This window comes from Bradyrhizobium sp. CCBAU 53351 (assembly GCF_015291745.1).
In the GTDB taxonomy this organism is placed as follows: Bacteria; Pseudomonadota; Alphaproteobacteria; order Rhizobiales; family Xanthobacteraceae; genus Bradyrhizobium.
The window spans coordinates 3,494,759-3,518,792 of sequence record NZ_CP030059.1 but is presented as its reverse complement, the minus strand read 5'-3'; the positions used below and the strand labels follow the sequence as shown (position 1 = coordinate 3,518,792).

Genomic DNA, 24,034 nt, shown 5'->3' with positions numbered 1-24,034 from the left:
CAATGGGCTGCTCCGGTGAAGCCAATGTCTGTACTCCCCGACCGACATCCTCGCGTGTGACCACGGCTGACGGCAGGTCTCCTGGCTCGCGGGTCGTTACCTTGCGTCGCCTTCCCAGGACCGAGATTCCCAGTGGCACAGGACGAAAGATTCACCGCTTACAGTTGCGGGGGCAGCCGTGGCGTTGAGACAAATCCCGGCGTTGGGACGCCCCGCACCACATTCCCTTTTGATCTCCATGAGGAGAACCGTCGCGATCATCTACGTGCCGTTCCGCCGGAGAGTCAATCGGCAGTCGGTGTAGCAACTGCGGCTCAAGTCCGCCCTCGCAAACGCTGGGCCTGGGCCCAGGCGGCAGCGACATCGCGAGGCGGAACATCGACGCGCTTGATCGGGGTCAATTCGCCGGAGGCCGAGACGATCGCAGTCTCCTCGCGGCGGCAGCGCGTGCAGACAAAGCGAACCTCATGCGGCGACGCCGACCAGCTCGACCGCTTCACGTTGGCCGCCATCGGCCAGGCATCGCAATGCGAGCACGACACCAGAAATCGGCCGGGATCGAGCATACCCATTCCATCGGACTCCGCGTCCTGCCCGCGTCTCAATGGCTAACCCACGTGAATCGTTCCGGTGCCCCAGCACCGCCGGTTCCGTTAGACCTCGTCGGCGACGGCATTGCGAAGGAGGCCGACCTTGTCGATCTCGACCTCGACGACATCGCCCGCCTTCATCCAGAGCGGCGGGGTGCGCCGCGAGCCGACGCCGCCCGGCGTGCCGGTGGCGATGACGTCGCCGGGCTCGAGCCGGGTGAACTGCGAGCAATATTCGATCTGGCGCGGGATATCGAAGATCATCTGATCGATGGTGGTGTCCTGCACCACCTCGCCGTTGAGCCGGGTCTGCAGCCGCAGCGGCCCGACCTCGCCGACCTCGTCGGGCGTCACCAGGAACGGACCGAAGGCGCCGGTGGCGGGAAAGTTCTTGCCCGGCGTGAACTGATGGGTATGGCGCTGGTAGTCGCGGACGCTGCCCTCGTTGTAGCAGGCATAGCCGGCCACATGGCCGAACGCCTCGGCGCGGGGGATGTAGCGGCCGGCCTTGCCGATCACGACGGCGAGCTCGCCCTCGAAGTCGAGCTGGGTCGAGACCTTCGGGCGGATGATGTCGGTGAGATGCCCGGTCTGGCTGTTGGCGAAGCGGCCGAACACGGTGGGATTCTCGACCTCGGTACGCCCGGTCTCCTTGCGGTGATTCTCATAGTTGAGCCCGATGCAGAGGATCTTGTCGGGGTTCGGGATCACAGGCAGGAAGGCGATGCTGGCCAGCGGATAGCGCTTCGCCCGGGCTGCCGCGGCGGCGACCTCGGACAGAACGCCCGCGGCGATTGCCGATTTGAGATCGGGATAGCGATCGCGCAGCACCGCGCCGAGATCGGCCACGGTGTCGCCCTCCACCAGACCCCATGACGCCGCGCTGTTGATTTCGAAGCTTGCGAATTTCATCCGATGTCCCCCTGCTCAACCGACCCTATCAGGTCGAGATGGCGGGGACGATGGCGGCCGGGGATGGCGCGGTTGCGATCCCTGCAAGGCAGCAGGCGATGCGCTCAGCGCGCGCCCTTGAGGCTGCAGGAGGTCGTGCAGGTGACGGTCGTGCCGCGATCGCATGATTTACAGGCATTGACGCACTGGTTCATGTCGCGGGGGTTGTAGCTGTAGTTCCGCAAGGGACAGACCGGCGTCGAGCCGGTGATGTCCTGCTCCTGGTCGCAGGCCGCCGTCATGAGCGCGATGATGATCACGGCAACGAGGCGCATGGGATTGCCCTGTGAGGCATGGCAAAACGACGTTCACGGCGCACGCTGCATTGCAGCGAACCCCGGCCTTCCCAACACGGGCACCGCCGATCAGCGACGCCCGCATGCCATCAGGATGCGCGCCAAACGTTAAGAACGGATTGCAGCCGGCCTCAGGCCGCCGCCTGAGTTTCCGCCGCCTTGGTCGCGATCGCCTGCCGCATGTCCAGCGCCAGCTGACGGTACTGGTCCGAAAGCTTCAGATAGAACTCGCGCTTGGTGCTGTCGGTGGCGAGCTTGGCGATCAGCTCGCATTCGGCGGTGAGCGTCTCGAACCGTTCCAGCCTGTCCTGAAGTTCTGGCATCGGCGTGTCCCCATCAAACGCCTCAAGGACATCCAACCTAAGCCCGGGAAATAGGTCACGGCGAACATCGTTATCCCGTAGAATGAATTTTTCCGGTGCGGCAGCCTATTTGCTGTCGAGGCGCCAGGCGCCGTCCCATCCCTGGTCCGGCGGGCCCGCCTCGAACTGCGCGATGCGGCCGAGCATCGTGCGCGAGGGGCCGTCGCCGGGGACGGCTTCGAGCGCCGCGCCAAAGGCCGCGCGCGCCGCGTCGAAGCGCCGGGCGCGATAGGCGGCGAGCGCCTCGGCATAGTGTGTGCGCAAGCCAAATTGCGCATCCGTGAGCGCGCCAGCCCTCGCCATCACCTCGAAGATCGCCTGCGGCGCGGTCTGGCCGGCGACTGCCAGGCGATCGATTTCGCGCAGCTCGAGCTGCGATCCGATCGCCTCGGCGGTGGCCTGCGAGATCAGGATGCGGGTGCCGTAGACCTTGTTGACGGCTTCCAGCCGCGAGGCCAGGTTCACGGCATCGCCCATCACCGTGAAGCTCATCATCAGCTCCGAGCCGATGCTGCCGGTCAGCACCTCACCGGTGGCGATGCCGATCCGCAAATCGCACGGCGCGGGCATGGCGCGAATGCCGAGCAGGTCCGGCAGCTGGCGCTGCAGCGCGGGCACCTGGTCGGCCATCTCGATGGCCGCGGTGCCGGCAAGCAGCGCCTGCTCGCCCTCCTCGATGAAGGGCGGGCCCCAATAGGACATGATGGCGTCGCCGATATATTTGTCGATGACGCCGCGATTGCTTCGGATGGGCGCGGACATCACCGTGAAATAGTGGTTCATCACCCTGACGAGGCCGCGCGGCGTCATGCCTTCGCTCATCGAGGTGAAGCCGCTCATGTCGCAGAACATGATGGTCATGACCCGGCGCTCGCCGTCGATCGCGACCTCCGGCCGGTCGATCAGCCCCTGCACCACCTTGGGATCGATGTAGCGGCCAAAGGTCTCGCGGATCCGCTCGTTGTGGCGGAGCTGCTCGGTCATGCGGTTGAAGGCCGCGGCGAGCTCGCCGATCTCGTCCTGGGTGGAGACGGTGATGGTCTTGTCGAAGCGGCCGGCCTCGACCTCGCGGGCGCCGGCGAGCAGCAGCCGCACCGGTCGCGTGATGCCGCTGGACACCAGAAGCGCAAAGACCAAGCCGACGATCGCGGCGAGCAAGGTCACGACGCCCGAAACGACGATCGCCTGATGCTGGCGGCTGATCACCTGCGACGTCGAGAAGAACACCTGCGCCAGCATGTCGGCGCGGATCGCGTCGATCTTGCGGTTGAACGCATCGCGCAAGATATCGAGATGCTCCAGCGTGCCGCGGGCCGCGGGCATGTCCTTGGCGTCGACCTGCTTGACCAGTCTGGCATTGCCCTCGTCCAGATCGCGCCGCAGCTCGGCGACGGCACTCTCGATCCGAACGTCGAGCCGCGCCAGCGCGGCATTGTCGGAATAGGTTCTGGGATCGTCGATGATCGCGTTGATGAGCTTGCGCGCGGTCTCGGCCTCCTCCTCGAACTTGCGGTCCAATGCCTGGAAGTCGCGAAGCCGCGCCGCATAGGCCTCCTCGTCCGACGAGGATCCCATTCGGGTCATCACCATCTGCCGCAGCGCAAGCGCCCGCTCCAGAGAACGGATGTTGGCGCGGGCGAGATGGCTGTAGGCGGGGATGTAGCGGTTGGTCAGCTCGTCCAGGAGGACGCCGACCTGGCTCGACATCACCATCGACAGGACCGAGGTGACCAGCATCAGGACGATCAATCCGAGGGCGATGCCGACGATCTTGCGCCGGATCGACTGGTTGAAAATCGGCATAGGTGCAGGGGGCAAAGGGTGAAAGGACGGAACCGGGAACTCAATACACCGGATTTGGTCCAGGGAACACGCGCATCTGCGCATCCATGACGCGGTGAGCCGTCGGCAAGCGGCGCGCGAGCCCAATGCGTTAACAATGGTTAAAGGGACTGTCCCTTCCCAAGTTCCCCGGTTCCAATCCGTATTTTGCCGCATTGTTGCGACAGCGTGAAGGATGCGAAACGATGCCGTGGCATCGTTTGCCGTCGTCTTTGATTCTCAAGCCGCATGTCGTCGCGGACCTTGGTTTGTAATGGTTTCGCAGGGGGACCATGGAATGAACCAGTGCCTACGCTCGCTCGCGTGTGTCGTTGCCGTGGCCGCATTGGCCCTCCTTCCGACCGAGCTCGCGGCGAAGAGCAGTCACAAATCGTCCGCGCCGAAGAAGTCTCATGAGGCCAAAGCCGGCAAGTCGCGTCATGCAGCTAGCGGCAAGGCGCGGCATGTCAAGCAAGCAAATGGCAAGCATGCCGAGGCCAAGCGCAAGTCGAAGAGCAGCGACGAGCCGTCCAGCAAACCGGCGTCGCCGCCGCTGACCGGCGACCTCGCCGCGCTGAAGGACGCAATCGACCTCGCGCGCAAGGGCAAGACCGAGGACGCAAGCGCGGCGCGCGATCGCATTGCCGATCCTGCGGGGCAGAAGCTCGCCGACTGGTTCATGCTGCGCCATTCCGAGAGCACGGCGAATTTCAAGCGCTACGCCGCCTTCCTCGCCGCCAATCCGGACTGGCCGAGCCGCACCCTGCTGCGCCGCCGCGCCGAGGCGCGGCTGTGGCAGGAGAAGAGCGACGCCGCCATCGTGCACACATTCACGATGGACCGTCCGATCAGCGCCAAGGGCAAGTTCGCGCTCGCCCGCGTGCTGCTCGCCGAAGGCGATACCGACCGGGCCACGCGGCTGGTGCGCGAGGCCTGGCGCACGGACGAATTGTCCGAGCGCAGCGAGGAGGATTCCTACGAGGCGTTCCGCGATCTCCTGACTGCGGACGATCATCGCGCCCGCATGGACAGGCGGCTCGGCGCCAAGGACTACGCCGGCGCCCGCCGCGCCGCAAGACGGCTCGGCGAGGATGCGCTCGCAATCGTCAAGGCCTGCGCCGCCGTGACCGGCAAGGCCAGCAAGGCCAAGGATTATCTCGACGACGTGGCGACCGATGCACGCCGCGACCTCGGCTATGTGCTGTGCCGCGCTCAATGGCACCTGCAGAAGGATCGCATCGACGATGCCGCCGAGGTGATCCTGGCCGCTGCACCCGAGACCATGGCGGCGCAGGATACCGATGCCTGGTGGCGCGAGCGCCGCCTGCTCGCGCGCAAGCTGCTCGACCAGGGCAAGGCGAAGACCGCCTACGACGTGGTACGCACTGCGGCTGTGCCGGAGAAGGAGGTCTACCGCGTCGACTACCACTTCATGTGCGGCTGGATCGCGCTGCGCTTCCTCGACGATCCCAGGACGGCGATGGTGCACTTCGCCGCCATCGACGAAGGCTCGGCCAATCCGATCGCGCTATCGCGCGCCCATTACTGGCGTGGCCGCGCCGCCGAGGCGATGGGTGCTGTGGCCGATGCGCGCATGAGCTATCGGGCGGCATCGCGCTATCCGACCGCCTATTACGGCCAGCTGGCCCGTGCAAAGCTCGGCCTCGACCGCATCGAGCTGCGTCCGCCCTCGCCCGTCCTGGCCGCCGCCGATACGCCGCCCACGGACGAGCGCGTGCGTGCCGCCGACATGCTCTACGGCATCGGCGAGCGCGACATGGTGTTCTACTATGCCGAAGACTTTGCCAAGGAGAGCACCGACGTCACCGCGCTGGAATCGCTCGGCGAGCTCGCCGGACGGCGCAGCGATGCGCGCGTCATGCTGGAGGTCGGCAAGACGGCGCTGGCGCGCGGGCTCGCGCTCGACCATTACGCGTTTCCGACCATCGGCATCCCTGAGCACCGGCAGGTCGCGCCTGCGATCGAGACCAGCGTGATCTATTCGGTGGCGCGCACCGAAAGCTCGTTCGACCAGCGCGACAAGTCGGCCGCCAACGCGGTCGGGCTGATGCAGGTGACGCCGGAAGCGGGACGCGATACCGCCAAGCGTTTCGGCCTGACCTATGACTGGGACAAGATGGTCTCCGATCCCGTCTACAACACGCAGATGGGCGCGGCCGAGCTCAGCGCGCTGTTGTCGGAATATCGCGGCAACCAGATCATGACCTTCGCCGGCTACAATGCCGGCCGTGGCCGGGTGCGCGAATGGGTGCAGGCCCGCGGCGACCCCAGGGATCCCAATGTCGATCCGGTCGACTGGGTCGAGCGCATCCCGCTGTCGGAGACGCGCAACTACGTCCAGCGCGTGATCGAGAACGTGCAGGTCTACCGCGCAAGGTTCGAGGACAGCGGCATGATCGCCGCGAAATCCGAGCAGCGCGTCACGACGCACGAAGTGAGCGCGGAACCAACGGCATCGGCCGCAGCCCCATCGCCCTAGCCTCGCGACCGCCGGGGCTGGACGCGGCGCGAAGCTGGACGCGGGAACTGCGGCCGACGGATCTGCGCGGCCGGCATCGTGAGGCTAGCCGTCACCTCCTTCCAGGGTTCGAAGGTTGTGCACGCGCAGATATGCCTCAGCCAATGAGCGCGAGAGCGCGCCCATCTGCATCATCCAGCTCCAGCTCGTGATGGCCGTCAGCACCGCGACCGTCTCGATCGCGCTGCGGTAAGGCCACAGCACGTCCATGGCCGTCTGCTGGCGGTAGCAATCGTAGCCGCAATACCGCTCTTGCCTGGACACCTGCCGGACGTAACTCGAACCCAGCGGCCGGGCGCATGCGCTGCAGGCCGCGCCGTGGCGGGGATGTTCCTGATTGACGAGCATGAATCTCAATGCCGTGTCCTCGCCTCTTTCCTGCCCGTCTGCTCAGGACGCCGCGCGCGTACGCTCCTGGATCACCGGCGCCGCTTCCTGGTGAATTGCGTAGCACTCGTAGCCGCAGTAGCGCAGCAGCGTCCTGGCATCGCGCAGATAGCCACCGTCGATCTCCTCGCAGCACCACAGACACGACGTCTTGCGGAACGGGGTTCTGCCGTTCACCAATATGAATCTCACGTGGCACCTCCCAGCGCGAAGCAGTAGACCGTATCGACCAGAGAGGCGGCCGGCGGGGGCGCGCAGATATGGTTGCGGCCGTCGGGATTGTCCCTGTTGCGCTCGACCTTCTGGGACGGGATCAGGATGTATTTCCCGTCTTCCCGGCGCCGGGCGTAGATCTTGCCTTCGACGTAGCGTATCTCGGTCGGGTAGCAATCCGCATTGTTGCAGCAGCTCAGAACCGGATTGTCCGGCATGCGCCAGTTCGAATAGAACTTCTCGTGCAGCGCTTGATCCTGAGGCGGATGGTGACGATGCGATCCATCCCGTCCAGCGTCCTCGGCCTTCAAGCCCGTTGCCAGCGGAAGCGGCAGCGTGATCGCCAACAGGAGCTTGCAGCCTCGGTTCAACTCACAGCCTCCGGACGAGAAAATGAACCTGACGGGTTAGGTGCGGCGGCCGATCCTCATGCCACCTGACATTGGAACAGCCAGCGGCGGTCGCGTTCGCGACGTGCCCTGAACCGGTCGAGGCATTTCCGCGAGCAGAGCGGCGTCCGCCAGGAGTAGTATCGGATCAAGCCAAACTTCCCGGCACAGAGGGCGCAGCTTTTGGACTCGAGACGGCGCTCGGAGTCATCGGGGCTATCGCACATGATCCTCTCCTCTTGACCTCTGGGGTCCTGGCCTCCTCCTGCGCAAAAGGCAGGAGGCGCCACGGTCGTCACGGAAAATGCGGCTTCTCAATCGCGACCGCCAAATCATGCGGCAAGTCGGGGCAACGGACGCAGAGCCTGGTTCTTCGGGTGCAACACGCCGAGCTTTTCGGCAATTTGTGCTCCGCAATCGACTTCTCTCGATTGGCCGCAAGACTAGGCTCCTTGCAACGCACCGCTCAATTGTACGGAGGTAAATTCACGCTAGAACTAGGGTTGTGCGAGCTATACGTAGGTTTGTGCCGTGGTTTTGCGGACTTCCGCTCACCTGCGCAACGTGACGGCGTAATGTGCGCAGGCTGCACGGCAATCGGGAGTTTTGCCGACAATCCGACTTTGGTCGGAGGCAATTGCCCCTGTAATGGCAAAGTGCTCTACTCACCTTGGACGCCAGCGAGCCGGGGCAATTGCGATGATGCCTGGCCAGATCACGAAAATCGGGAGTTCGGCCGCACAATTCCTGCTCGGCGGCCTTGCGGCGCTTCGATCATTCGGCAACGGCGAGAAGGACGGCCCCGCCGTCGTAGACGCCTCGCGGCAGAATACCGACCTGCGTGATGCCGTGAAGCAATGGCGCGAGGTGTTCGAGCACAATCCCGTCATGTACTTCATGGTCGATCCCGCCGGAACGGTGCTCAACGTCAATACGTTCGGCGCCGCCCAGCTGGGCTACACGACGGACGAACTGATCGGCCAATCCGTACTGAACGTCTTCTTCGAGGAAGACCGCGAGTTCGTACGTCAATGCGTCGCCTTGTGCCTGACGACCGTGGACCAGTCGCATACCTGGGAGATTCGCAAGTTCCGGAAGGACGGGTCGGTGCTTTGGGTCCGGGAAAACGCCAAGGTGATGCTGCGCGGCGACGGCACGCCGATCCTGCTGGTCGCCTGCGAGAACATCACCCAGCGCAAGGAAGCGGAGGATGCGCTGCGGCAGAGCGAGGCCTATCTCGCCCAGGCCCAGGAACTGAGTCACACCGGCAGCTTCGGCTTGAACTTTGCGACCGGCGAAGCCGTCTGGTCGAGGGAGACCTTCCGCATCTTCCAGTGTGATCCGGCGACCAAGCCGAGCCTGGGCTTCGTCTTCCAGCGCATCCATCCGGAAGATCGCGATACGGTCCGCAGCACCCTCGAACGGGCCTACCGCCTGGCGGAGGATTTCGACCACCAATATCGCCTGCTGATGCCCGACGGGTCGGTCAAATATCTGCATTCCGTGGCGCGCGCGGTTCGACATCCATCCGGGCGCATCGAGTTCGTCGGGGCGGTGACCGACGTCACGATGGCCAAGGAAGCCGAACAGCGGCTGCGGCGCAGCGAAGCCTATTTGACCGAAGCCCAGCGCCTCAGCCAAACCAGCAGCTGGGCCTGGGACGTTCATCGCCAGGAGTTCGCCTACCGATCGGCTGAGCTCTACCGCCTGTTCGGGTTTGAGCCGGACCAGACCGATATTCCGGCCAAGGCTTTTCAGCAACGTATCCTGCCGGAGGACTTTCGGCGGATTATCGAGGTCGAGCGTGAAGCGGTTCGGCAGAAGCAGCCCTTCCAGGTCGACTTCCGGATCGCGCGCCCCGACGGTGCGATCAGGCGCATCCACAGCGAGGGCCATCCCGTGATGGGCAGCGACGGCGAGGTGATGGAAATCATCGGTACGCACGTGGACGTCACCGAGCAAATCGCGGCGAAAGATGCGCTGCACAAGGCATTCGACGAGCTCAAGGCATCCGAGCAGCGATTCCGCGACTACGCCGAGACCGCATCGGACTGGTTCTGGGAGACCGGGCCGGACCACCGCATCACCAGGATATCGGAACATGCCGACAGCTCCAGCGCTCCGCCGACGGGCGTGATCGGCCTGCCCCGCTGGGACATTCCACCCGATGCCGAGCTCGAGCCGGAGAAATGGGAGCAGCATCGCGCGGCGCTCGATGCCCACGTTCCGTTCCGCGATCTGATCTACCGCAGCAAGGATCGCAACGGATCTCCCATCTACGTGCGCACCAGCGGCAAGCCATTTCACGACGCGAATGGCAATTTTCTCGGCTATCGCGGCGTCAGCAGCGACATCACGGCGGCGATCCGCGTCGAGCAGGCGGAAGAGGCGCTGCGCAAGGCACAAGGCGAGCTCGCCCACGTCACGCGCGTCACGACGCTCGGCGAACTCACCACCTCGATCGCCCACGAAATCACCCAGCCGCTTGCCGCGGTGATCTCCAACGCGGACGCCTGCATCGCCTGGCTCGACCGCGAACCGGCCGATCTGAAAGCCGCGCGCCGTTCCGCCGAATGGATTGTCGAGGACGCCAATCGCGCGAGCGAGGTGATCCGCCGGATCAGGGCGCTTGCGAAGAAGACCGAAATCGAAGTCGTTGCACTCGACATCAACCAGGTCGTCAGGGAGGCGGTGGCGCTCGTTCGGCGCGAGCTCGCGACCCATGGGGTGTCGGTGCGCATGGAGCTGGCGTCCGACCTGCCTCAGGTTTGCGGCGACCGGATCCAGCTCCAGCAGGTGCTGATCAACCTCGTGATGAACGGCATCGAGGCCATGCAAGCCAATGTCGATCGTCCGCGCGAACTCGCGATCCGCTCGTGTCGTGCTGATGACGACGACTGCCTGCTCCTCACCGTGACGGACCGCGGTGTCGGTCTCGGCAAAGACGTCAAGGAGCGCATCTTCAGCCCCTTCTTCACGACGAAATCCGGCGGTCTGGGCATGGGACTCTCGATCTGCCGATCGATCATCGAGGCTCACGCAGGCCGGCTTTCCGCCTTTCAGAACGAGGGACGCGGTGCGACATTCCAGATCGCCCTGCCCTTGTTGCACAAGGACACGTCGTGACCGACCATGCCAAGCAGGACGGCCCGAGCGCCGGCGATCCGATCGTACTGATCGTGGATGATGATCCGTCGATGCGACGTGCGCTCACCAATCTCTTTCAATCCGTCGGTCTCAAGGTCGAAGCCTTCAGCTCGGCGGCGGAGATCATGGAAGCCAAACCGCCCGCGGTCCCCAGTTGCCTCGTGCTCGACATCCGCCTGCCGGGCTCGAGCGGCCTCGACCTCCAGGCGGACCTCGCCAAGGCCAATATTCACACGCCCATCATCTTCATCACCGGTCATGGCGATATCCCCATGACCGTGAGAGCCATGAAAAGCGGCGCCGTCGATTTTCTGACCAAGCCGGTGCGCGACCAGGACATGCTGGATGCGGTGCAGGCGGCGATCGAGAGAGATCGCAAGCGCCGCGATGCGGAGAAGTCGATCTCGGGTATGCGATCCCGTTTCGAGGCGCTGACGGCACGCGAGCGCGACGTCCTGGCCCTGGTTGCATCCGGGCTGATGAACAAGCAGGTCGCCGCCCAGCTTGGATTGGCCGAGATCACCGTGAAAATCTATCGCGGACAGATCATGCGGAAGATGGGGGCGAAGTCGCTCGCCGATCTCGTCAGAATGACGGACGCGCTCGGAATCCCGCGCGACAGGGGTCATTTGCAAACCTAAGTATGCTTTCCAAGCTCGCTCCGGTGGCCCACTTTGCCTCGGGCGGCTGAACCGCGGCAGGCGGCTCGCCGTTCAGGAGCGATCATATTGCCAGCGCCTTCGATCATTTCCGTCATTGACGACGATGCCTCCGTTCGCCTGGCGACGAACAACCTCCTGACGTCGCGCGGATACACGGTCTACACCTTTGGCTCCGCTCATGAATTTCTCCAATCCGCCCACCTGGAGACGACCTCCTGCGTGATCGCGGACGTGCAGATGTCGGTGATGAGCGGCGTCGAGCTGTTGACGCATATGCGCAGTCACGGGCGCATCACGCCCTTCATCTTCATGACGGCTTTTCCGGACGAGGCCGTGCGCGACCGCGCGCAGAAGGCCGGTGCGACCTGCTTTCTCGCCAAGCCGTTCTCAACGCCAACCCTGCTTCAATGCCTGGAGACGGCCCTGTCGGGCCCCGGTGACGCCACGATGTGATGCGGCGCCGGCGAAGCGCTCAATCCGCCTTGTCGGTGGGATCGCCGGCACGACGCTTGGGTGCAGGTGTCACTTCCTCTGGAGCAGACCCATGCCTTGGGGCCGTAGGTCTCCAACGCTTCGGCGCACTGCTTGGCAGGGTTCGCCTTGAACTCGTCGTATCGCTTGTCGCGCCACGCTCCGCCCTGTTCAGAAACGTCGAACGCCTTCAGCACCCCCGGTCCGCCCAGCTTGTGGACTTCGCCATCCCACTTCTTGATATCCAGTATGACACCCGGACACTGCTCCGACGCAATCACGACGTCAGTGTACTCCTGGTGCAACTGCGCAGCGTCGGCAATGCTGGTGCCGGGCGGCGCTGCGTTGGCGGCTGCGGCGATCGAACACAGTGACGCCGCCAACATGGTCTTCAACTTCATCTTACGTCCTCTTCGAGAGGCAGCTGAGCGATATTGGCCTGGCCAACATACCTCTCAATCGACCTTGATGTTCGCGGCCTTGATCATCGGCCACCATTTTGCGATCTCGGCCTTCTGACGGGTGCCGAGCGCTTCGGGCGTGAGCTGATCTTTCGGCGTCATCTCCAGCCCCTGGCTTTCGAGCTGCTTCCTCACGGCGGGATCGTTCAGGGCCTCCACGGCCGCGGCATTGAGCTTGGCCACGATGTCCTTCGGCGTGCCCTTCGGCACCCACATGCCCGACCACAGCGTCATGTTGAAGCCTTTCAGGCCCGCCTCCTCCGCGGTCGGAATCTCCGGTGCCGAGGACAGGCGCTTGTCGTCGGTGATCGCATAGGCGCGGATGGTGCCGGCGCGCACCTGATTGATGGAGTTGGAGGTCTGGTCGACGATGATGTCGATCTGGCCGGCGATGAGATCGTTCAGGGCGGGCGCCGTGCCGCGATACGGCACGTATTGCAGCTTGATGCCGGAGACGCTCTCCAAATAGACGCCGGCGATGTGGCTGCCAGAGCCGGCACCCGCGGTGCCCGCCGTCGGCGGCGACGGCCGCGACTTCAGCCACTCCAGAAGCTCTTTCAGAGACGTCGCGGGCACCGCATTCTTGCTGACGACGATCATCGGATTGCTCGGCAGCAGCACCACCGGCTCGAGATCGGCGACCAGATCGTATTTGAGCTTGTAGACCGCGCCGTTGGCGACGTGGGTGCCGAGATGGCCGAACGAGATGGTGTATCCGTCCGGCGGCGATTGCACGGCGCGGCCGACGCCGATCGAGCCGCCCGCGCCGGTGACGTTCTCGACCACGACGGCCTGGCCAAGCGAGGTGCGCATCCGCTCGGCCAGCACGCGGGCCATCGCATCCGACGGGCCGCCCGCCGCGAACGGCACGATGATGGTGATGGGACGGGTGGGATAGTCATCGGCGCGCGCGGCGCCTGAAACAGCGAGAACAGCAAACAGCGCAGCCCAGACGGCCTTTGTCATTGTCTTCTCCCCAACGATGTCGTTATTGTTTTTGCTCTTCCCGCGTACGGGAAGAGAGATCTTTCGCAGCGTATTGCCGCGCTAGAATTGGGTGTAGTCGATCGGCTTGTGCCGGTCGAGCGTGCGGTCGACCTTCGGCAGCGGGTATTTCAGGCCGGTGGCGCAGTTGAACAGCATGACGCGGTCACCCTTCGAGACGCGGCCGTCGGCAAGACTCTCCTTGTAGGCGGCGTAGGTGGCGGCGCCCTCCGGACACAGCAGCAGCCCCTCCTCGCGCGCGACCTCGTTCAGCGCCGCCGAGATCTTGTCGTCGTCGACCGCGATGGCAAAGCCCTTGCTCTCGCGCACCGCACGCAGGATGAGGAAATCGCCGATCGCCTGCGGCACGCGTATGCCCGAGGCGATGGTGTGGGCATCCTCCCAGCGCGTCGCATGCTCGGTGCCGGCCTCGTAAGCCCGCACCATCGGCGCGCAGCCCGAGGCCTGCACCGCGACCATGCGTGGGCGCTTCGAGCCGATGAAGCCGATCTTCTCCAGCTCGTCGAACGCCTTCCACATGCCGATCAGGCCGGTGCCGCCGCCGGTCGGATAGAAGATCACGTCGGGCACGTCCCAGCCGAGCTGCTCGGCGAGCTCGAGGCCCATCGTCTTCTTGCCTTCGATGCGGTACGGCTCCTTCAGCGTCGAGGTGTCGAACCAGCCGACTTTCGCCTTGCCCTCGCCGACGATCTTGCCGCAATCGTCGATATAGCCGTTGACGCGGTAGACGGTCGCGCCCTGCAGCTCGATCTCGCTGACATTCACTTCGGGCGTATCGGCCGGGCAGAAGATCGTGGTTTTGATACCGCAGCTCGTCGCATAGGCGGCCAGCGCCGCACCGGCATTGCCGTTGGTCGGCATCGCCATGTGCTTGATGCCGAGCGCCTTGCCCATCGACACTGCCATCACGAGACCGCGCGCCTTGAACGAGCCGGTCGGCAGCCGTCCCTCGTCCTTGACGATGATCTCGCCGCCGCCGAGCTTCGCAGCCAGCTTGGGCAACCGGATCAGCGGCGTCGTCACTTCGCCCAGCGAGACGATATCCTTGCATTTGCGCACGGGCAGCAGCTCGCGGTAACGCCACATGTCAGCTGGGCGCTGGGCGAGCGCATCCTTGGTCAGCGCCTTCTTCACACCGGCGAGGTCGTAGCGCACCAGCAGCGGCTTGCCGGCCTTGGAGAGGTTGTGGACCTGATCGGCGGCGTAATGGTCGCCCTCCATCGCGCATTCCAGATGGGTGACGAAGGTCGGGCGTTCGATGGTGAGATTGTCGTTGTCGTGCATGGCTAGCTTCTTTCTTCTTCCTTGTTTCGCCAGTTTCCTGCGGCCGTCATTGCCGGGCTTGACCCGGCAGTCCATCATTTGAAGAGCGCTTCGCTTGTCATGCGCGGGTCAGGCCCGCACATGACAAGCGGGAAAGCGATTAGATGTTCAACACCCGTCCATACGCATCCAGCACGGCTTCCTTCATCATCTCCGACAGCGTCGGATGCGGGAAGACCGTGTGCATCAGCTCTTCTTCCGTGGTCTCCAGGTTCATGGCGACGACGTAGCCCTGGATCAGCTCGGTGACCTCCGCGCCGACCATGTGGGCGCCGAGCAGCTGGCCGGTCTTCTTGTCGAAAATCACCTTGACCAGGCCCTGGTCCTCGCCGAGCGCGATCGCCTTGCCGTTGCCGACGAAGGGGAAGCGGCCGACGCGGATCTCGCGGCCGCTCTCTTTCGCCTTGGCTTCCGTCAGGCCGACGGAGGCGACCTGCGGATGGCAATAGGTGCAGCCCGGGATCATATTCTTGTCCATGGGATGCGGATGCAGGCCCTTGATCGCCTCAACGCAGATCACGCCCTCATGCTCGGCCTTGTGCGCGAGCATCGGCGGTCCGGCGACGTCGCCGATGGCGTAGATGCCGGGGATATTGGTCTTGCCGTAGCCGTCGATGACAATGCAGCCGCGGTCGGTTTTGACGCCGAGCTTTTCGAGGCCGAGATTCTCGATATTGCCGACGACGCCGACCGCCGAGATCACGCGCTCGAACTCTGATGTGACAGGCTTGCCCTTGCCGTCGTCGATGGTGGCGACGACGCTGTCGGCCTTCTTCTCCAGCTTCGTGACCTTGGTCGAGGACATGATCTTGATGCCCTGCTTCTCCAGGCGCTTGCGCGCAAGGCCGGCGATCTCGGCATCCTCGACGGGCAGGATCTGCGGCAGTACCTCGACCACCGTGACCTCGGAGCCCATGGTGTGGAAGAACGAGGCGAACTCGATGCCGATCGCGCCCGAGCCGACCACCAGCAGCGACTTCGGCATCCGCTCCGGCACCATCGCCTCGAAATAGGTCCAGATCAGCTTCTTGTCGGGCTCGAGCCCCGGCAGCACGCGCGGCCGTGCACCGGTCGCTACGATGATGTGCTTGGCCTGATAAGCCCCCTCGCCCAGCGTGCCCTTCGGCGCTTCGACGTCGGACTTCTTCACCGTGACCTTGCCGGGCGCGTCGATCGAGGCCGCGCCCCAAATCACGCTGACCTTGTTCTTCTTCATCAGGAAACCGACGCCGTCGTTCAGGCGCTTGGAGACGCCGCGTGAGCGCTGCACCACCGCCTTCGGGTCGAACGAGACCTTCTCAGCCGACAGGCCGTAATCCTTGGCGTGCTGCATGTAATGGTAGATCTCGGCGGAGCGCAGCAGCGCCTTGGTCGGGATGCAGCCCCAGTTAAGGCAGATGCCGCCGAGATAGGATTTCTCGACGATCGCGACCTTGAAGCCGAGCTGGGCGGCGCGGATCGCGGTGACATAGCCGCCGGGACCAGAGCCGATGATGATGATGTCGAAGGATGTATCGGCCATGGCGGCTCCCGTTCAACTCACGTGGACGCACCGCGGGCGCGGCGCCTGAAAATCAAAACCCGGACCAGCCATTCGAGCAGGATCGCGCCGGCCATGATGGCCAGCGCAATCATGACGACCGCCTGGCCGATGCTCCTTGCCAGCTGCTCGCCGGCAAAGAACGCGGAATGCAGAATATCGAGCCCGACTGGATTGAGCGCAAGCGCGGCCGAGAGCAACAGGGAGATCCAGGGCCAGCGCGTTCGCATTCACCCTGCGCCTCCCCGTCAGACCATCATCATCACAGGGTTTTCGATCAGCTGCTTGAACGCGCCGATCAGCTCGGCGCCGAGCGCGCCGTCGATGGCGCGGTGATCGCACGACAAAGTCACGCTCATCATCTGCGCGATCTCGATCTTGCCGCCGCGCACCACAGGCCGCTCCTCGCTGGTTCCGACCGCGAGAATGGTCGCATGCGGCGGGTTGATCACGGCGGTGAAATGGCTGATGCCGTACATGCCGAGGTTGGAGACGGCGGTGGTGCCGCCCTGATATTCCTCGGGCTTCAATTTGCGGGAGCGAGCGCGCGCGGCAAAATCCTTCATCTCGTTCGAGATGGTCGAGAGCGTCTTGGTCTCCGCTTTCCGGATGATCGGCGTGATCAGGCCGCCCGGCATCGCCACGGCGACGCCGACGTCGGAATGGTGGTGCTTGACCATGCCGCTTTCTGTCCAGCTGACGTTGCAGTTCGGGATCTTCTGGAGCGCGACCGCCATCGCCTTGATGACGAAGTCGTTGACCGAGATCTTGTAGAGCGGCTTCTTCTCCTTGTCCTTGGGCGCAGCCGCGTTGATCTCCTCGCGCGCGGCCATCAGCTTGCCGATGTCGCAGTCGATGGTCAGGTAGAAGTGCGGGACGTTCTGGATCGACGCGGTCAGGCGCTGCGCAATGGTGCGGCGCATGCCGTCATGCGGGACGATGTCGTAGGAGCCGGGCTCGAACAGCGACAGGATCTGCTTGTCCGACATGGTGGGCGCGATCGAGGGCGCGCCGGACGGCGCGGCGGCGGGGGCCTTGAGACCCTTGCCGGACTTGGCCTGCTCGACGTCGCGGGCGACCACGCGACCGTGCGGACCGGTGCCGGTGACCATGCCTACATCGATGCCTGCTTCCTTGGCGAGACGTCGCGCCAGCGGAGAGGAGAACACGCGGCCGGCGTGGCCGTTGCTCTGCGCGGCCGGAGCCGCCTGGGGCGCGGGTGCGGCGGCAGGCGGCGGTGCGGCCTTCGGCGCTGCCGGCGCGGGAGCCGCAGCAGCAGCCGGAGCTTCAGCGGGCTTCTCTGCTTTCGGAGGTGCGGCCGAAGCGCTGGGCTTGGCGCTACCGGCCGCCTTCACGTCCTCGCCCTCACCGGCGAGCACCGCGATCACGTCGTTGACCGGGACGTCCTGCGTGCCCTCGGGCACCAGGATCTTGGCGATCGTGCCCTCGTCGATCGCCTCGACCTCCATGGTGGCCTTGTCGGTCTCGATCTCGGCGATGACATCGCCGGATTTGACCTTGTCGCCTTCCTTCTTCAGCCATTTGGCGAGGTTGCCCTTCTCCATCGTCGGCGAGAGAGCGGGCATCAGGATGTTGATGGGCATGCTGACCTCAAGACAAACTTTGCAAAAATTCATCTTCGACAGCCGAAGACGAACAGACCAGGTTTAGTTGCCGATGTCGCCCTGCCACAGGCGCTCATTGGCGGGATTGGAACGCCAATTCTTCATCATGGCGATGGAGCGCTCGTCGGCAAGGTCGATCCAGGGGATGCCGAACTTGTCGAGGATATCCTTGGAGCCCTCGAAGGTGACGGATTCCCCGATCACGACAAGCTTGACCTTGAACAAAGCGAGCGCGCCGGCACACATCGAGCATGGCGACAGCGTGGTGTACATGATCGTGTCGTGGAACGAGATCACACCGGCCTCGCGCAGGCAGCTCATCTCGCCGTGCAGGATCACGTTCTTTTCCTGCACGCGGTTGTTGTGGCCGCGGGCGATGACCTTGCCCTCGCGCGTCAGCACGGCGCCGATCGGCAGGCCGCCCTGCGCGATCGAGGCCTCGGCTTCGCGGATCGCCTCCAGCATGAAATCGAAATGGTGGGCTTCGACTGTCACGGTCAGTGCCCCTTGCCGCGCGGCGTCGTGGTGCCGGTGTCGGTGGGACGCTCGATCTCGGCCTGGAACATCTCCAGGATCCGGCTGAGCGCGTCTTCCTCGGTGTATTCGCTCTCGCGCGCATAGGCGCGCGCGGCGTGGCGGGCGAGATCGACGAGCAGCAGGCCCCACATGTCGGGCTCTTCGAAGGCCCGCTGGAACGCCATCGACAGCCCGCCGTCCAGCACGAACACGCGCAGGATCTCGACCGCGTCGTCGCGGGTCATGACGTCGGGCGGCAGTGGCTGCTCCTTCGGGCCCGCCATGGCCTACCTGTAGCAGACGGCTTTGGCGGCTTCGACGACTTCAGCCGCCGAGGGCAGCGCGAGCTTCTCCAGATTGGCGGCATAAGGCATCGGCACGTCCTTGCCGGAGACGCGCGCGACCGGCGCGTCCAGATAATCGAAGGCGTTCTCCATGATGCGCGCGGCGATCTCGGCGCCGACGCCGCTTTGCGCCCAGCCCTCTTCCACCGTGACGGCACGGCCGGTCTTCTTCACCGAATTGATGATGGTCTCGGTGTCCATGGGGCGCAGCGTGCGCAGGTCGATCACCTCGGCCTCGATGCCCTCCTTGGCGAGCTCGTCGGCGGCCTTCAGCGCATAGGTCATGCCGTTCGACCAGGAGATGATGGTGACGTGGCTGCCGGAGCGCACGATGCGCGCCTTGCCGATCGGAATGATGAAATCGTCGAGCTTCGGCACTTCGCCGGTGTGGCCGTAGAGCACCTCGTTCTCGAGGAAGATCACCGGGTTGGGATCGCGGATCGCGGCCTTGAGCAGGCCCTTGTAGTCAGCCGCCGAGAACGGCGCGACGACCTTGAGGCCGGGGACGTTGGAGTACCAGGCCGAGTAATCCTGGCTGTGCTGGGCGGCGACGCGCGCGGCGGCGCCGTTCGGCCCGCGGAACACGATCGAGCACCCCATCTGGCCGCCGGACATATAGAGCGTCTTGGCCGCGGAGTTGATGATCTGGTCGATCGCCTGCATGGCGAAGTTGAAGGTCATGAACTCGACGATCGGCTTGAGGCCGGTCATCGCGGCGCCGACGCCGACGCCGGCAAAGCCGTGCTCGGTGATCGGGGTGTCGATGACGCGCTTGGCGCCGAACTCCTGGAGCAAGCCTTGGGTGACCTTGTAGGCGCCCTGATATTCGGCGACCTCCTCGCCCATCACGAAGACATCCGCATCGCGGCGCATTTCTTCGGCCATGGCATCGCGCAGCGCTTCGCGGATGGTCTGCGTGATCATCTCGGTGCCCGCGGGCACTTCCGGATCGGGTTCAGCGACGGCCTGCGGCGCCGGCGCAGCCTTGGGCGCAGGCGCTTCGGCCTTTGCGGCAGCAGGCGGCGCAGACTCGGCCGCCTTCGCAGCCGGTGCGGGCGCCTTGGCAAGATCGGCCGCGCTCTCGCCGTCGGCGAGAATGGTCGCGATCGGCGTGTTCACGGCGACGTCGGCAGTCCCCTCGGGGATCAGGATCTTGCCGAGCGTCCCCTCGTCGGTCGCCTCGACCTCCATCGTCGCCTTATCGGTCTCGATCTCGGCGATGACGTCGCCCGATTTGATCGTCTCGCCCTCTTTCTTCAGCCATTTGGCGAGGTTGCCCTTCTCCATCGTGGGCGACAACGCGGGCATCAGCACTTGAATTGGCATATCGACTCCAAGAGAAAGCTTGCGCGCGTTCAGCGGTAAACGTCGGTCCAGAGCTCGGCGGCATCCGGCTCGGGATCATGCTGGGCGAAATCGGCGGACGCATTGACGATGTCGCGCACCTCGGCGTCGATCGCCTTGAGATCGGCCTCGCTGACCTTCGCGGCCAGGAGGCGGTTGCGCACCTGCTCGATCGGGTCCTGATCGTGGCGGACCTTCTCGACCTCCTCGCGTGTGCGATATTTTGCGGGGTCGGACATCGAGTGGCCGCGATAGCGGTAGGTCTGCATCTCCAGGATGTAGGGGCCCTTGCCGGCGCGGCACCAGGCGGCGGCTTCGTCGCCGGCGGCCTTCACGGCGCGGACGTCCATGCCGTCGACCTGCTTGCCGGGGATGTTGAAGGACACGCCGCGCTTGGAGAAATCCTGCTGCGCCGAAGCGCGCGAGACCGAGGTGCCCATGGCGTAGCGGTTGTTCTCGATCACGTAGATCACCGGCAGCTTCCAGAGCTCCGCCATGTTGAAGCTCTCATAGACTTGGCCCTGATTGGCCGCACCGTCGCCAAAATAGGTGACGCTGACATTGTCGTTGCTGCGGTAATGATTGGCGAAGGCGAGACCGGTGCCGAGCGAGACCTGGGCGCCGACGATGCCGTGGCCGCCGTAAAAGTGCTTCTCCTTGCTGAACATGTGCATGGAGCCGCCCTTGCCCTTGGAATAGCCGCCGCGGCGGCCCGTGAGCTCGGCCATGACGCCGTTGGCGTCCATGCCGGTGGCGAGCATGTGGCCGTGATCCCGATAGCCGGTGATGACCTGATCGCCCTGCTTCAGGGCCATCTGCATGCCGACCACCACGGCCTCCTGGCCGATATAGAGATGGCAGAAGCCGCCGATCGCGCCCATGCCGTAGAGCTGGCCGGCCTTTTCTTCGAACCGCCGGATCAGGAGCATGTCGCGGAGCGCCTTGAGCTCCTGCTCCCTGGTGAATTCCGGAGGCGAACCGCCGTCGGTCTTGTCCTGTGGAGTGTTTGCGGCGGCTTTCTTGGGTGCGGCCATAGGAATTCCGGGTCAGAGAAAACTCACGCCCTCTCTAACCCAACTCAAACGCCCTTGGAAAGCACCGCGGCGACATGGCGCGACTTTCATTATGCCGCACTGCAACGTGGTCGAAATATTGGAAAATCTTTGGCGCTGATCGGGCAACAAATCTACGCGCGACGCAGTGCCTGCGGCTTCATGGCCGGATCAAGAACTATGGACCATGCTGGCCCGGTCGTCGGAGCGGACGGCGCCGGACATGGCGCCGCCCTCTCCGGCCATCCGATCAGAAGAAGCCGAGCTTCTTCGGGCTGTAGCTGACCAGGAGATTCTTGGTCTGCTGATAATGATCGAGCATCATCTTGTGGGTCTCGCGACCGACGCCTGACTGCTTGTAGCCGCCGAACGCCGCGTGAGCGGGATAGGCGTGGTAGCAGTTGGTCCAGACCCGGCCGGCCTGGATCGCCCGGCCGAAGCGGTAGCAGCGGTTGGCATCGCGGCTCCAGACGCCGGCCCCGAGGCCGTACAGCGTGTCGTTGGCGATCTCGAGCGCCTCGTCGTCGTTCTTGAAGGTCGTGACCGAGACCACGGGCCCGAAGATCTCCTCCTGGAAGATTCGCATCTTGTTGTGGCCCTCGAACACGGTCGGCTTGACGTAGAAGCCGCCGGCGAGATCGCCGCCGAGCTCGGCACGTCCGCCGCCCGCCAGCAACTTGGCGCCTTCCTGTTTGCCGATGTCGATGTAGGACAGGATCTTCGCCAGCTGCTCGCCCGAGGCCTGCGCGCCGATCATGGTGGTGGCATCGCGCGGATCGCCCTGCTTGATCGCGGCGACGCGCTTCAAGGCCCGCTCCATGAAGCGGTCATAGATGTCGGCGTGAACCAGCGCGCGGCTCGGGCAGGTGCAGACCTCGCCCTGGTTCAGCGCGAACATGACGAAGCCTTCGATCGCCTTGTCGAAGTAGTCGTCGTCCTCGGCTGTGACGTCCTTGAAGAAGATGTTCGGCGACTTGCCGCCGAGCTCCAGCGTCACCGGAATGAGGTTCTGGCTGGCATATTGCATGATCAGCCGGCCCGTCGAGGTCTCGCCGGTGAAGGCGATCTTGGCGATGCGCGGGCTGGAGGCCAGCGGCTTGCCGGCCTCGAGGCCGAAGCCGTTGACGATGTTGAGCACGCCGGGCGGCAGGATGTCGGCGATGATCTCGGCCCAGACCATGATCGAGGCCGGAGTCTGCTCGGCGGGCTTGAGCACCACGCAATTGCCGGCGGCGAGCGCGGGCGCGAGCTTCCAGCAGGCCATCAGCAGCGGGAAGTTCCAGGGGATGATCTGACCGACCACGCCGAGCGGCTCGTGGAAATGATAGGCGATGGTGTCGTGGTCGATCTCGCCGATGGAGCCTTCCTGGGCGCGGACGACGCCGGCGAAGTAGCGGAAGTGATCAATGGCGAGCGGGATGTCGGCGGCGCGGGTCTCACGGATCGGCTTGCCGTTGTCCCAGGTCTCGGCGATGGCGAGACGCTCGAGGTTCTCTTCCATGCGATCGGCGATCTTGTTGAGGATGATCGCGCGTTCCACGACGCTGGTCCGTCCCCAGGCGCCCTTGGCCGCATGCGCCGCATCGAGCGCGGCCTCGATGTCCTGCGCGTCGGAGCGCGCGATCTTGCAGACGACCTGGCCGGTCACCGGCGAGGCATTGTCGAAATATTTGCCGGACTTCGGCGCGACGAACTTGCCGCCGATGAAATTGTCATAGCGTTCGGCAAAGGGAACTTTGGTGACGCTGAGAAATTCGACCTTGTTCATTGATCACTCCCGTTGATTGCTGTTTGCGCAATTCGTCGCGTGGTCGCGACTTGCGCGGACGATGATCCGGGAGGCGATTTCTGTCAGCCCAGGCGGAAGCGATGGCGGAGCCGACCTGTCGCAGTTCTGCGACAGTCGTGGGGCGAGGCAGGGCGAGATTGAGCGCTCGCAGATTCCACGGCGTTGTTGGGAAGATAGCCCGTGACGAAGATAAGCAGGCTCAGTGGTTCAGCTCGAACCGCTTGAGCTTTCTGTGCAGCGTGGCCCGGCTGACGCCGAGAGCCTTGGCGGCCGCCGAGACGTTGCCGCCGGCACGGAGCAACGCCCGTTGCACCACGCCGCGCTGACCGCCGGCAAGATGATCGCGCGCGGTATCGCCGCCGAGCAGATCGGCCGCGGGCACCGGCTGCAAGGCCCGGCCAGGGGCAATTCCGAGCGCCACCCGGGCGGAGCGGGTCGCGCCGATCACGAGGTCGTCCGCATCGACCGCGACAAGGCCTCCGCATTGGCCGTCCGCAGCTTGCGTCAGCACGATGCGGGCATGGGCGAAGGCCCTGCGGAACAGATCGGCTTCGATCCGCTTGGCCGCCTCGCCCGCCGCAAGCGCGATCAGACTGGAAAACGCATCGGTCCGGTCGGCCCGGCAGGAGGAGACGTCGAGCACGCCCGCCAGCGCCGCCACGTGGTCGTAGATCGGAACGGCGGAGCAGCTCAACAGCGTGTTGCGGGCGAAGAAATGCTGGTCGCGGTCGATGGTGAGCGGACGCTGCTCCACAAGGCAGGTGCCGATGCCGTTGGTGCCCTCGTGCTCCTCGCTCCAGAGCGCACCGGTCCACAGGCCCCAGGACTGAAACGTTGCGTCGTCCGCCGGCGTGCCGCGACGATCGACCGGCACGCCCTCGCCGTCGGCAAGCAGCACGCAGCAGCCGCTCGCGCCGACCGCCTGATAGAGCCGGTCCATCGCGCCTTGCGCGGCGGCCAGCAGCGGCGCGATGCGCTCGCGCGCCTGGTGCAGCTCGGCTTCGGTCAGCCGGATCGGCGAGGTGCGGCCGCCGGGATCGAGATGATGCAATCTGGACGAACGGCGCCACGAGGCCACAAGCGCGGATCGTGCCGCCTGGCCTGACGCAATGGCGGCCTCGACACGGGCCGCGTGATGGCGGGGCATTGACCCATTCATCACAGTTTCCTCCGATGACAGACTATGACGTGCCCGCGCCGCCTGTTT

At 64.8% G+C, this 24,034-nt stretch carries 24 protein-coding genes and 1 riboswitch; of the genes, 4 read left to right on the top strand and 20 right to left on the bottom strand.

Translation table 11 applies throughout. The annotated features are described in order from the left end of the window. Nucleotides 1–53: 53 nt before the first annotated feature. Nucleotides 54–268: riboswitch (cobalamin riboswitch) on the bottom strand. A 46-nt stretch (nt 269–314) separates the two neighbouring features. The 5 genes from XH83_RS16460 to XH83_RS16440 all read right to left on the bottom strand — a co-directional run bounded on the left by XH83_RS16460 (nt 315) and on the right by XH83_RS16440 (nt 4,002). After that, nucleotides 315–572: a hypothetical protein gene (locus tag XH83_RS16460; protein WP_194407967.1), complete on the bottom strand. Its 258-nt coding sequence runs from the start codon at nt 570–572 to the stop codon at nt 315–317. An 81-nt stretch (nt 573–653) separates the two neighbouring features. Continuing rightward, a complete protein-coding gene (locus XH83_RS16455) occupies nt 654–1,502 on the bottom strand; it encodes a fumarylacetoacetate hydrolase family protein (protein WP_194407966.1) in 849 nt (282 codons plus the stop codon). Nucleotides 1,503–1,606: 104 nt separating this feature from the next. Further along, the gene (locus XH83_RS16450) at nt 1,607–1,816 is read right to left on the bottom strand and encodes a hypothetical protein (protein ID WP_194407965.1); all 210 of its coding nucleotides are present in this window, start codon (nt 1,814–1,816) and stop codon (nt 1,607–1,609) included. 152 nt (nt 1,817–1,968) lie between these two features. Then, complete coding sequence (locus XH83_RS16445; RefSeq protein ID WP_194407964.1) at nt 1,969–2,160, bottom strand: hypothetical protein; 192 nt, start codon at nt 2,158–2,160, stop codon at nt 1,969–1,971. 105 nt (nt 2,161–2,265) lie between these two features. Further along, nucleotides 2,266–4,002 (bottom strand): adenylate/guanylate cyclase domain-containing protein, encoded by a 1,737-nt coding sequence (locus XH83_RS16440; protein ID WP_194407963.1) that lies wholly within the window; start codon nt 4,000–4,002, stop codon nt 2,266–2,268. Nucleotides 4,003–4,318: 316 nt separating this feature from the next. On the opposite strand from XH83_RS16440, the gene XH83_RS16435 reads away from it, so the two are divergent. Beyond that, nucleotides 4,319–6,520, top strand: a complete 2,202-nt coding sequence (locus tag XH83_RS16435) for a lytic transglycosylase domain-containing protein (protein ID WP_194407962.1) — start codon at nt 4,319–4,321, stop codon at nt 6,518–6,520. Nucleotides 6,521–6,604: 84 nt separating this feature from the next. Here XH83_RS16435 and XH83_RS16430 read toward each other — a convergent pair whose 3' ends face one another. Genes XH83_RS16430 through XH83_RS16420 form a run of 3 tightly spaced genes read right to left on the bottom strand, consistent with a single transcriptional unit; the run spans nt 6,605 to nt 7,530 of the window. Continuing rightward, nucleotides 6,605–6,907, bottom strand: coding sequence for a hypothetical protein (locus XH83_RS16430; RefSeq protein ID WP_246776480.1), 303 nt, complete (start codon nt 6,905–6,907; stop codon nt 6,605–6,607). A 42-nt stretch (nt 6,908–6,949) separates the two neighbouring features. After that, nucleotides 6,950–7,138 carry a hypothetical protein gene (locus tag XH83_RS16425; RefSeq protein ID WP_194408517.1) on the bottom strand — a complete coding sequence of 63 codons (189 nt, stop codon included), beginning with the start codon at nt 7,136–7,138 and terminating at the stop codon, nt 6,950–6,952. After that, a complete protein-coding gene (locus XH83_RS16420; RefSeq protein WP_194407960.1) occupies nt 7,135–7,530 on the bottom strand; it encodes a hypothetical protein in 396 nt (131 codons plus the stop codon). The genes XH83_RS16425 and XH83_RS16420 overlap by 4 nt, the downstream gene beginning before the upstream one ends. Nucleotides 7,531–8,247: 717 nt before the next feature. Here XH83_RS16420 and XH83_RS16415 point away from each other — a divergent pair. From XH83_RS16415 to XH83_RS16405, 3 genes are all read left to right on the top strand, one after another. After that, nucleotides 8,248–10,674: a PAS domain-containing sensor histidine kinase gene (locus XH83_RS16415; RefSeq protein ID WP_194407959.1), complete on the top strand. Its 2,427-nt coding sequence runs from the start codon at nt 8,248–8,250 to the stop codon at nt 10,672–10,674. Beyond that, nucleotides 10,671–11,336, top strand: coding sequence for a response regulator transcription factor (locus XH83_RS16410; RefSeq protein ID WP_194407958.1), 666 nt, complete (start codon nt 10,671–10,673; stop codon nt 11,334–11,336). The genes XH83_RS16415 and XH83_RS16410 overlap by 4 nt, the downstream gene beginning before the upstream one ends. An 87-nt stretch (nt 11,337–11,423) precedes the next feature. Beyond that, nucleotides 11,424–11,810 (top strand): response regulator transcription factor, encoded by a 387-nt coding sequence (locus XH83_RS16405; protein WP_194407957.1) that lies wholly within the window; start codon nt 11,424–11,426, stop codon nt 11,808–11,810. Here XH83_RS16405 and XH83_RS16400 read toward each other — a convergent pair. From XH83_RS16400 to XH83_RS16345, 12 genes are all read right to left on the bottom strand, one after another. After that, a complete protein-coding gene (locus tag XH83_RS16400) occupies nt 11,762–12,229 on the bottom strand; it encodes a hypothetical protein (RefSeq protein WP_194407956.1) in 468 nt (155 codons plus the stop codon). The two genes, XH83_RS16405 and XH83_RS16400, sit on opposite strands and share 49 nt — an antisense overlap. A 54-nt stretch (nt 12,230–12,283) precedes the next feature. Further along, complete coding sequence (locus XH83_RS16395; RefSeq protein ID WP_194407955.1) at nt 12,284–13,255, bottom strand: tripartite tricarboxylate transporter substrate binding protein BugD; 972 nt, start codon at nt 13,253–13,255, stop codon at nt 12,284–12,286. An 81-nt stretch (nt 13,256–13,336) separates the two neighbouring features. Continuing rightward, entirely contained in the window at nt 13,337–14,578 is a 1,242-nt protein-coding gene (locus tag XH83_RS16390) for a threonine synthase (RefSeq protein ID WP_194407954.1), read from the bottom strand. A 139-nt stretch (nt 14,579–14,717) separates the two neighbouring features. Further along, nucleotides 14,718–16,139 carry a dihydrolipoyl dehydrogenase gene (gene lpdA / locus XH83_RS16385; protein WP_194407953.1) on the bottom strand — a complete coding sequence of 474 codons (1,422 nt, stop codon included), beginning with the start codon at nt 16,137–16,139 and terminating at the stop codon, nt 14,718–14,720. A 17-nt stretch (nt 16,140–16,156) separates the two neighbouring features. Then, nucleotides 16,157–16,387 (bottom strand): hypothetical protein, encoded by a 231-nt coding sequence (locus XH83_RS16380; protein WP_194407952.1) that lies wholly within the window; start codon nt 16,385–16,387, stop codon nt 16,157–16,159. Nucleotides 16,388–16,405: 18 nt separating this feature from the next. Next, nucleotides 16,406–17,761, bottom strand: coding sequence for a pyruvate dehydrogenase complex dihydrolipoamide acetyltransferase (locus XH83_RS16375; protein WP_194407951.1), 1,356 nt, complete (start codon nt 17,759–17,761; stop codon nt 16,406–16,408). A gap of 63 nt (nt 17,762–17,824) precedes the next feature. Then, nucleotides 17,825–18,247 carry a nucleoside deaminase gene (locus XH83_RS16370; protein WP_249132476.1) on the bottom strand — a complete coding sequence of 141 codons (423 nt, stop codon included), beginning with the start codon at nt 18,245–18,247 and terminating at the stop codon, nt 17,825–17,827. Between the two features lie 32 nt (nt 18,248–18,279). Then, nucleotides 18,280–18,582 carry a DUF5076 domain-containing protein gene (locus XH83_RS16365; RefSeq protein WP_194407949.1) on the bottom strand — a complete coding sequence of 101 codons (303 nt, stop codon included), beginning with the start codon at nt 18,580–18,582 and terminating at the stop codon, nt 18,280–18,282. 3 nt (nt 18,583–18,585) lie between these two features. After that, the gene (locus tag XH83_RS16360; RefSeq protein ID WP_194407948.1) at nt 18,586–19,968 is read right to left on the bottom strand and encodes a pyruvate dehydrogenase complex E1 component subunit beta; all 1,383 of its coding nucleotides are present in this window, start codon (nt 19,966–19,968) and stop codon (nt 18,586–18,588) included. A 29-nt stretch (nt 19,969–19,997) separates the two neighbouring features. Continuing rightward, the gene (pdhA, locus tag XH83_RS16355) at nt 19,998–21,020 is read right to left on the bottom strand and encodes a pyruvate dehydrogenase (acetyl-transferring) E1 component subunit alpha (protein WP_194407947.1); all 1,023 of its coding nucleotides are present in this window, start codon (nt 21,018–21,020) and stop codon (nt 19,998–20,000) included. 268 nt (nt 21,021–21,288) lie between these two features. Further along, a complete protein-coding gene (adh, locus tag XH83_RS16350; protein ID WP_194407946.1) occupies nt 21,289–22,806 on the bottom strand; it encodes an aldehyde dehydrogenase in 1,518 nt (505 codons plus the stop codon). Nucleotides 22,807–23,026: 220 nt separating this feature from the next. Continuing rightward, a complete protein-coding gene (locus XH83_RS16345; protein ID WP_194407945.1) occupies nt 23,027–23,986 on the bottom strand; it encodes a GAF domain-containing protein in 960 nt (319 codons plus the stop codon). Nucleotides 23,987–24,034: the final 48 nt, after the last annotated feature.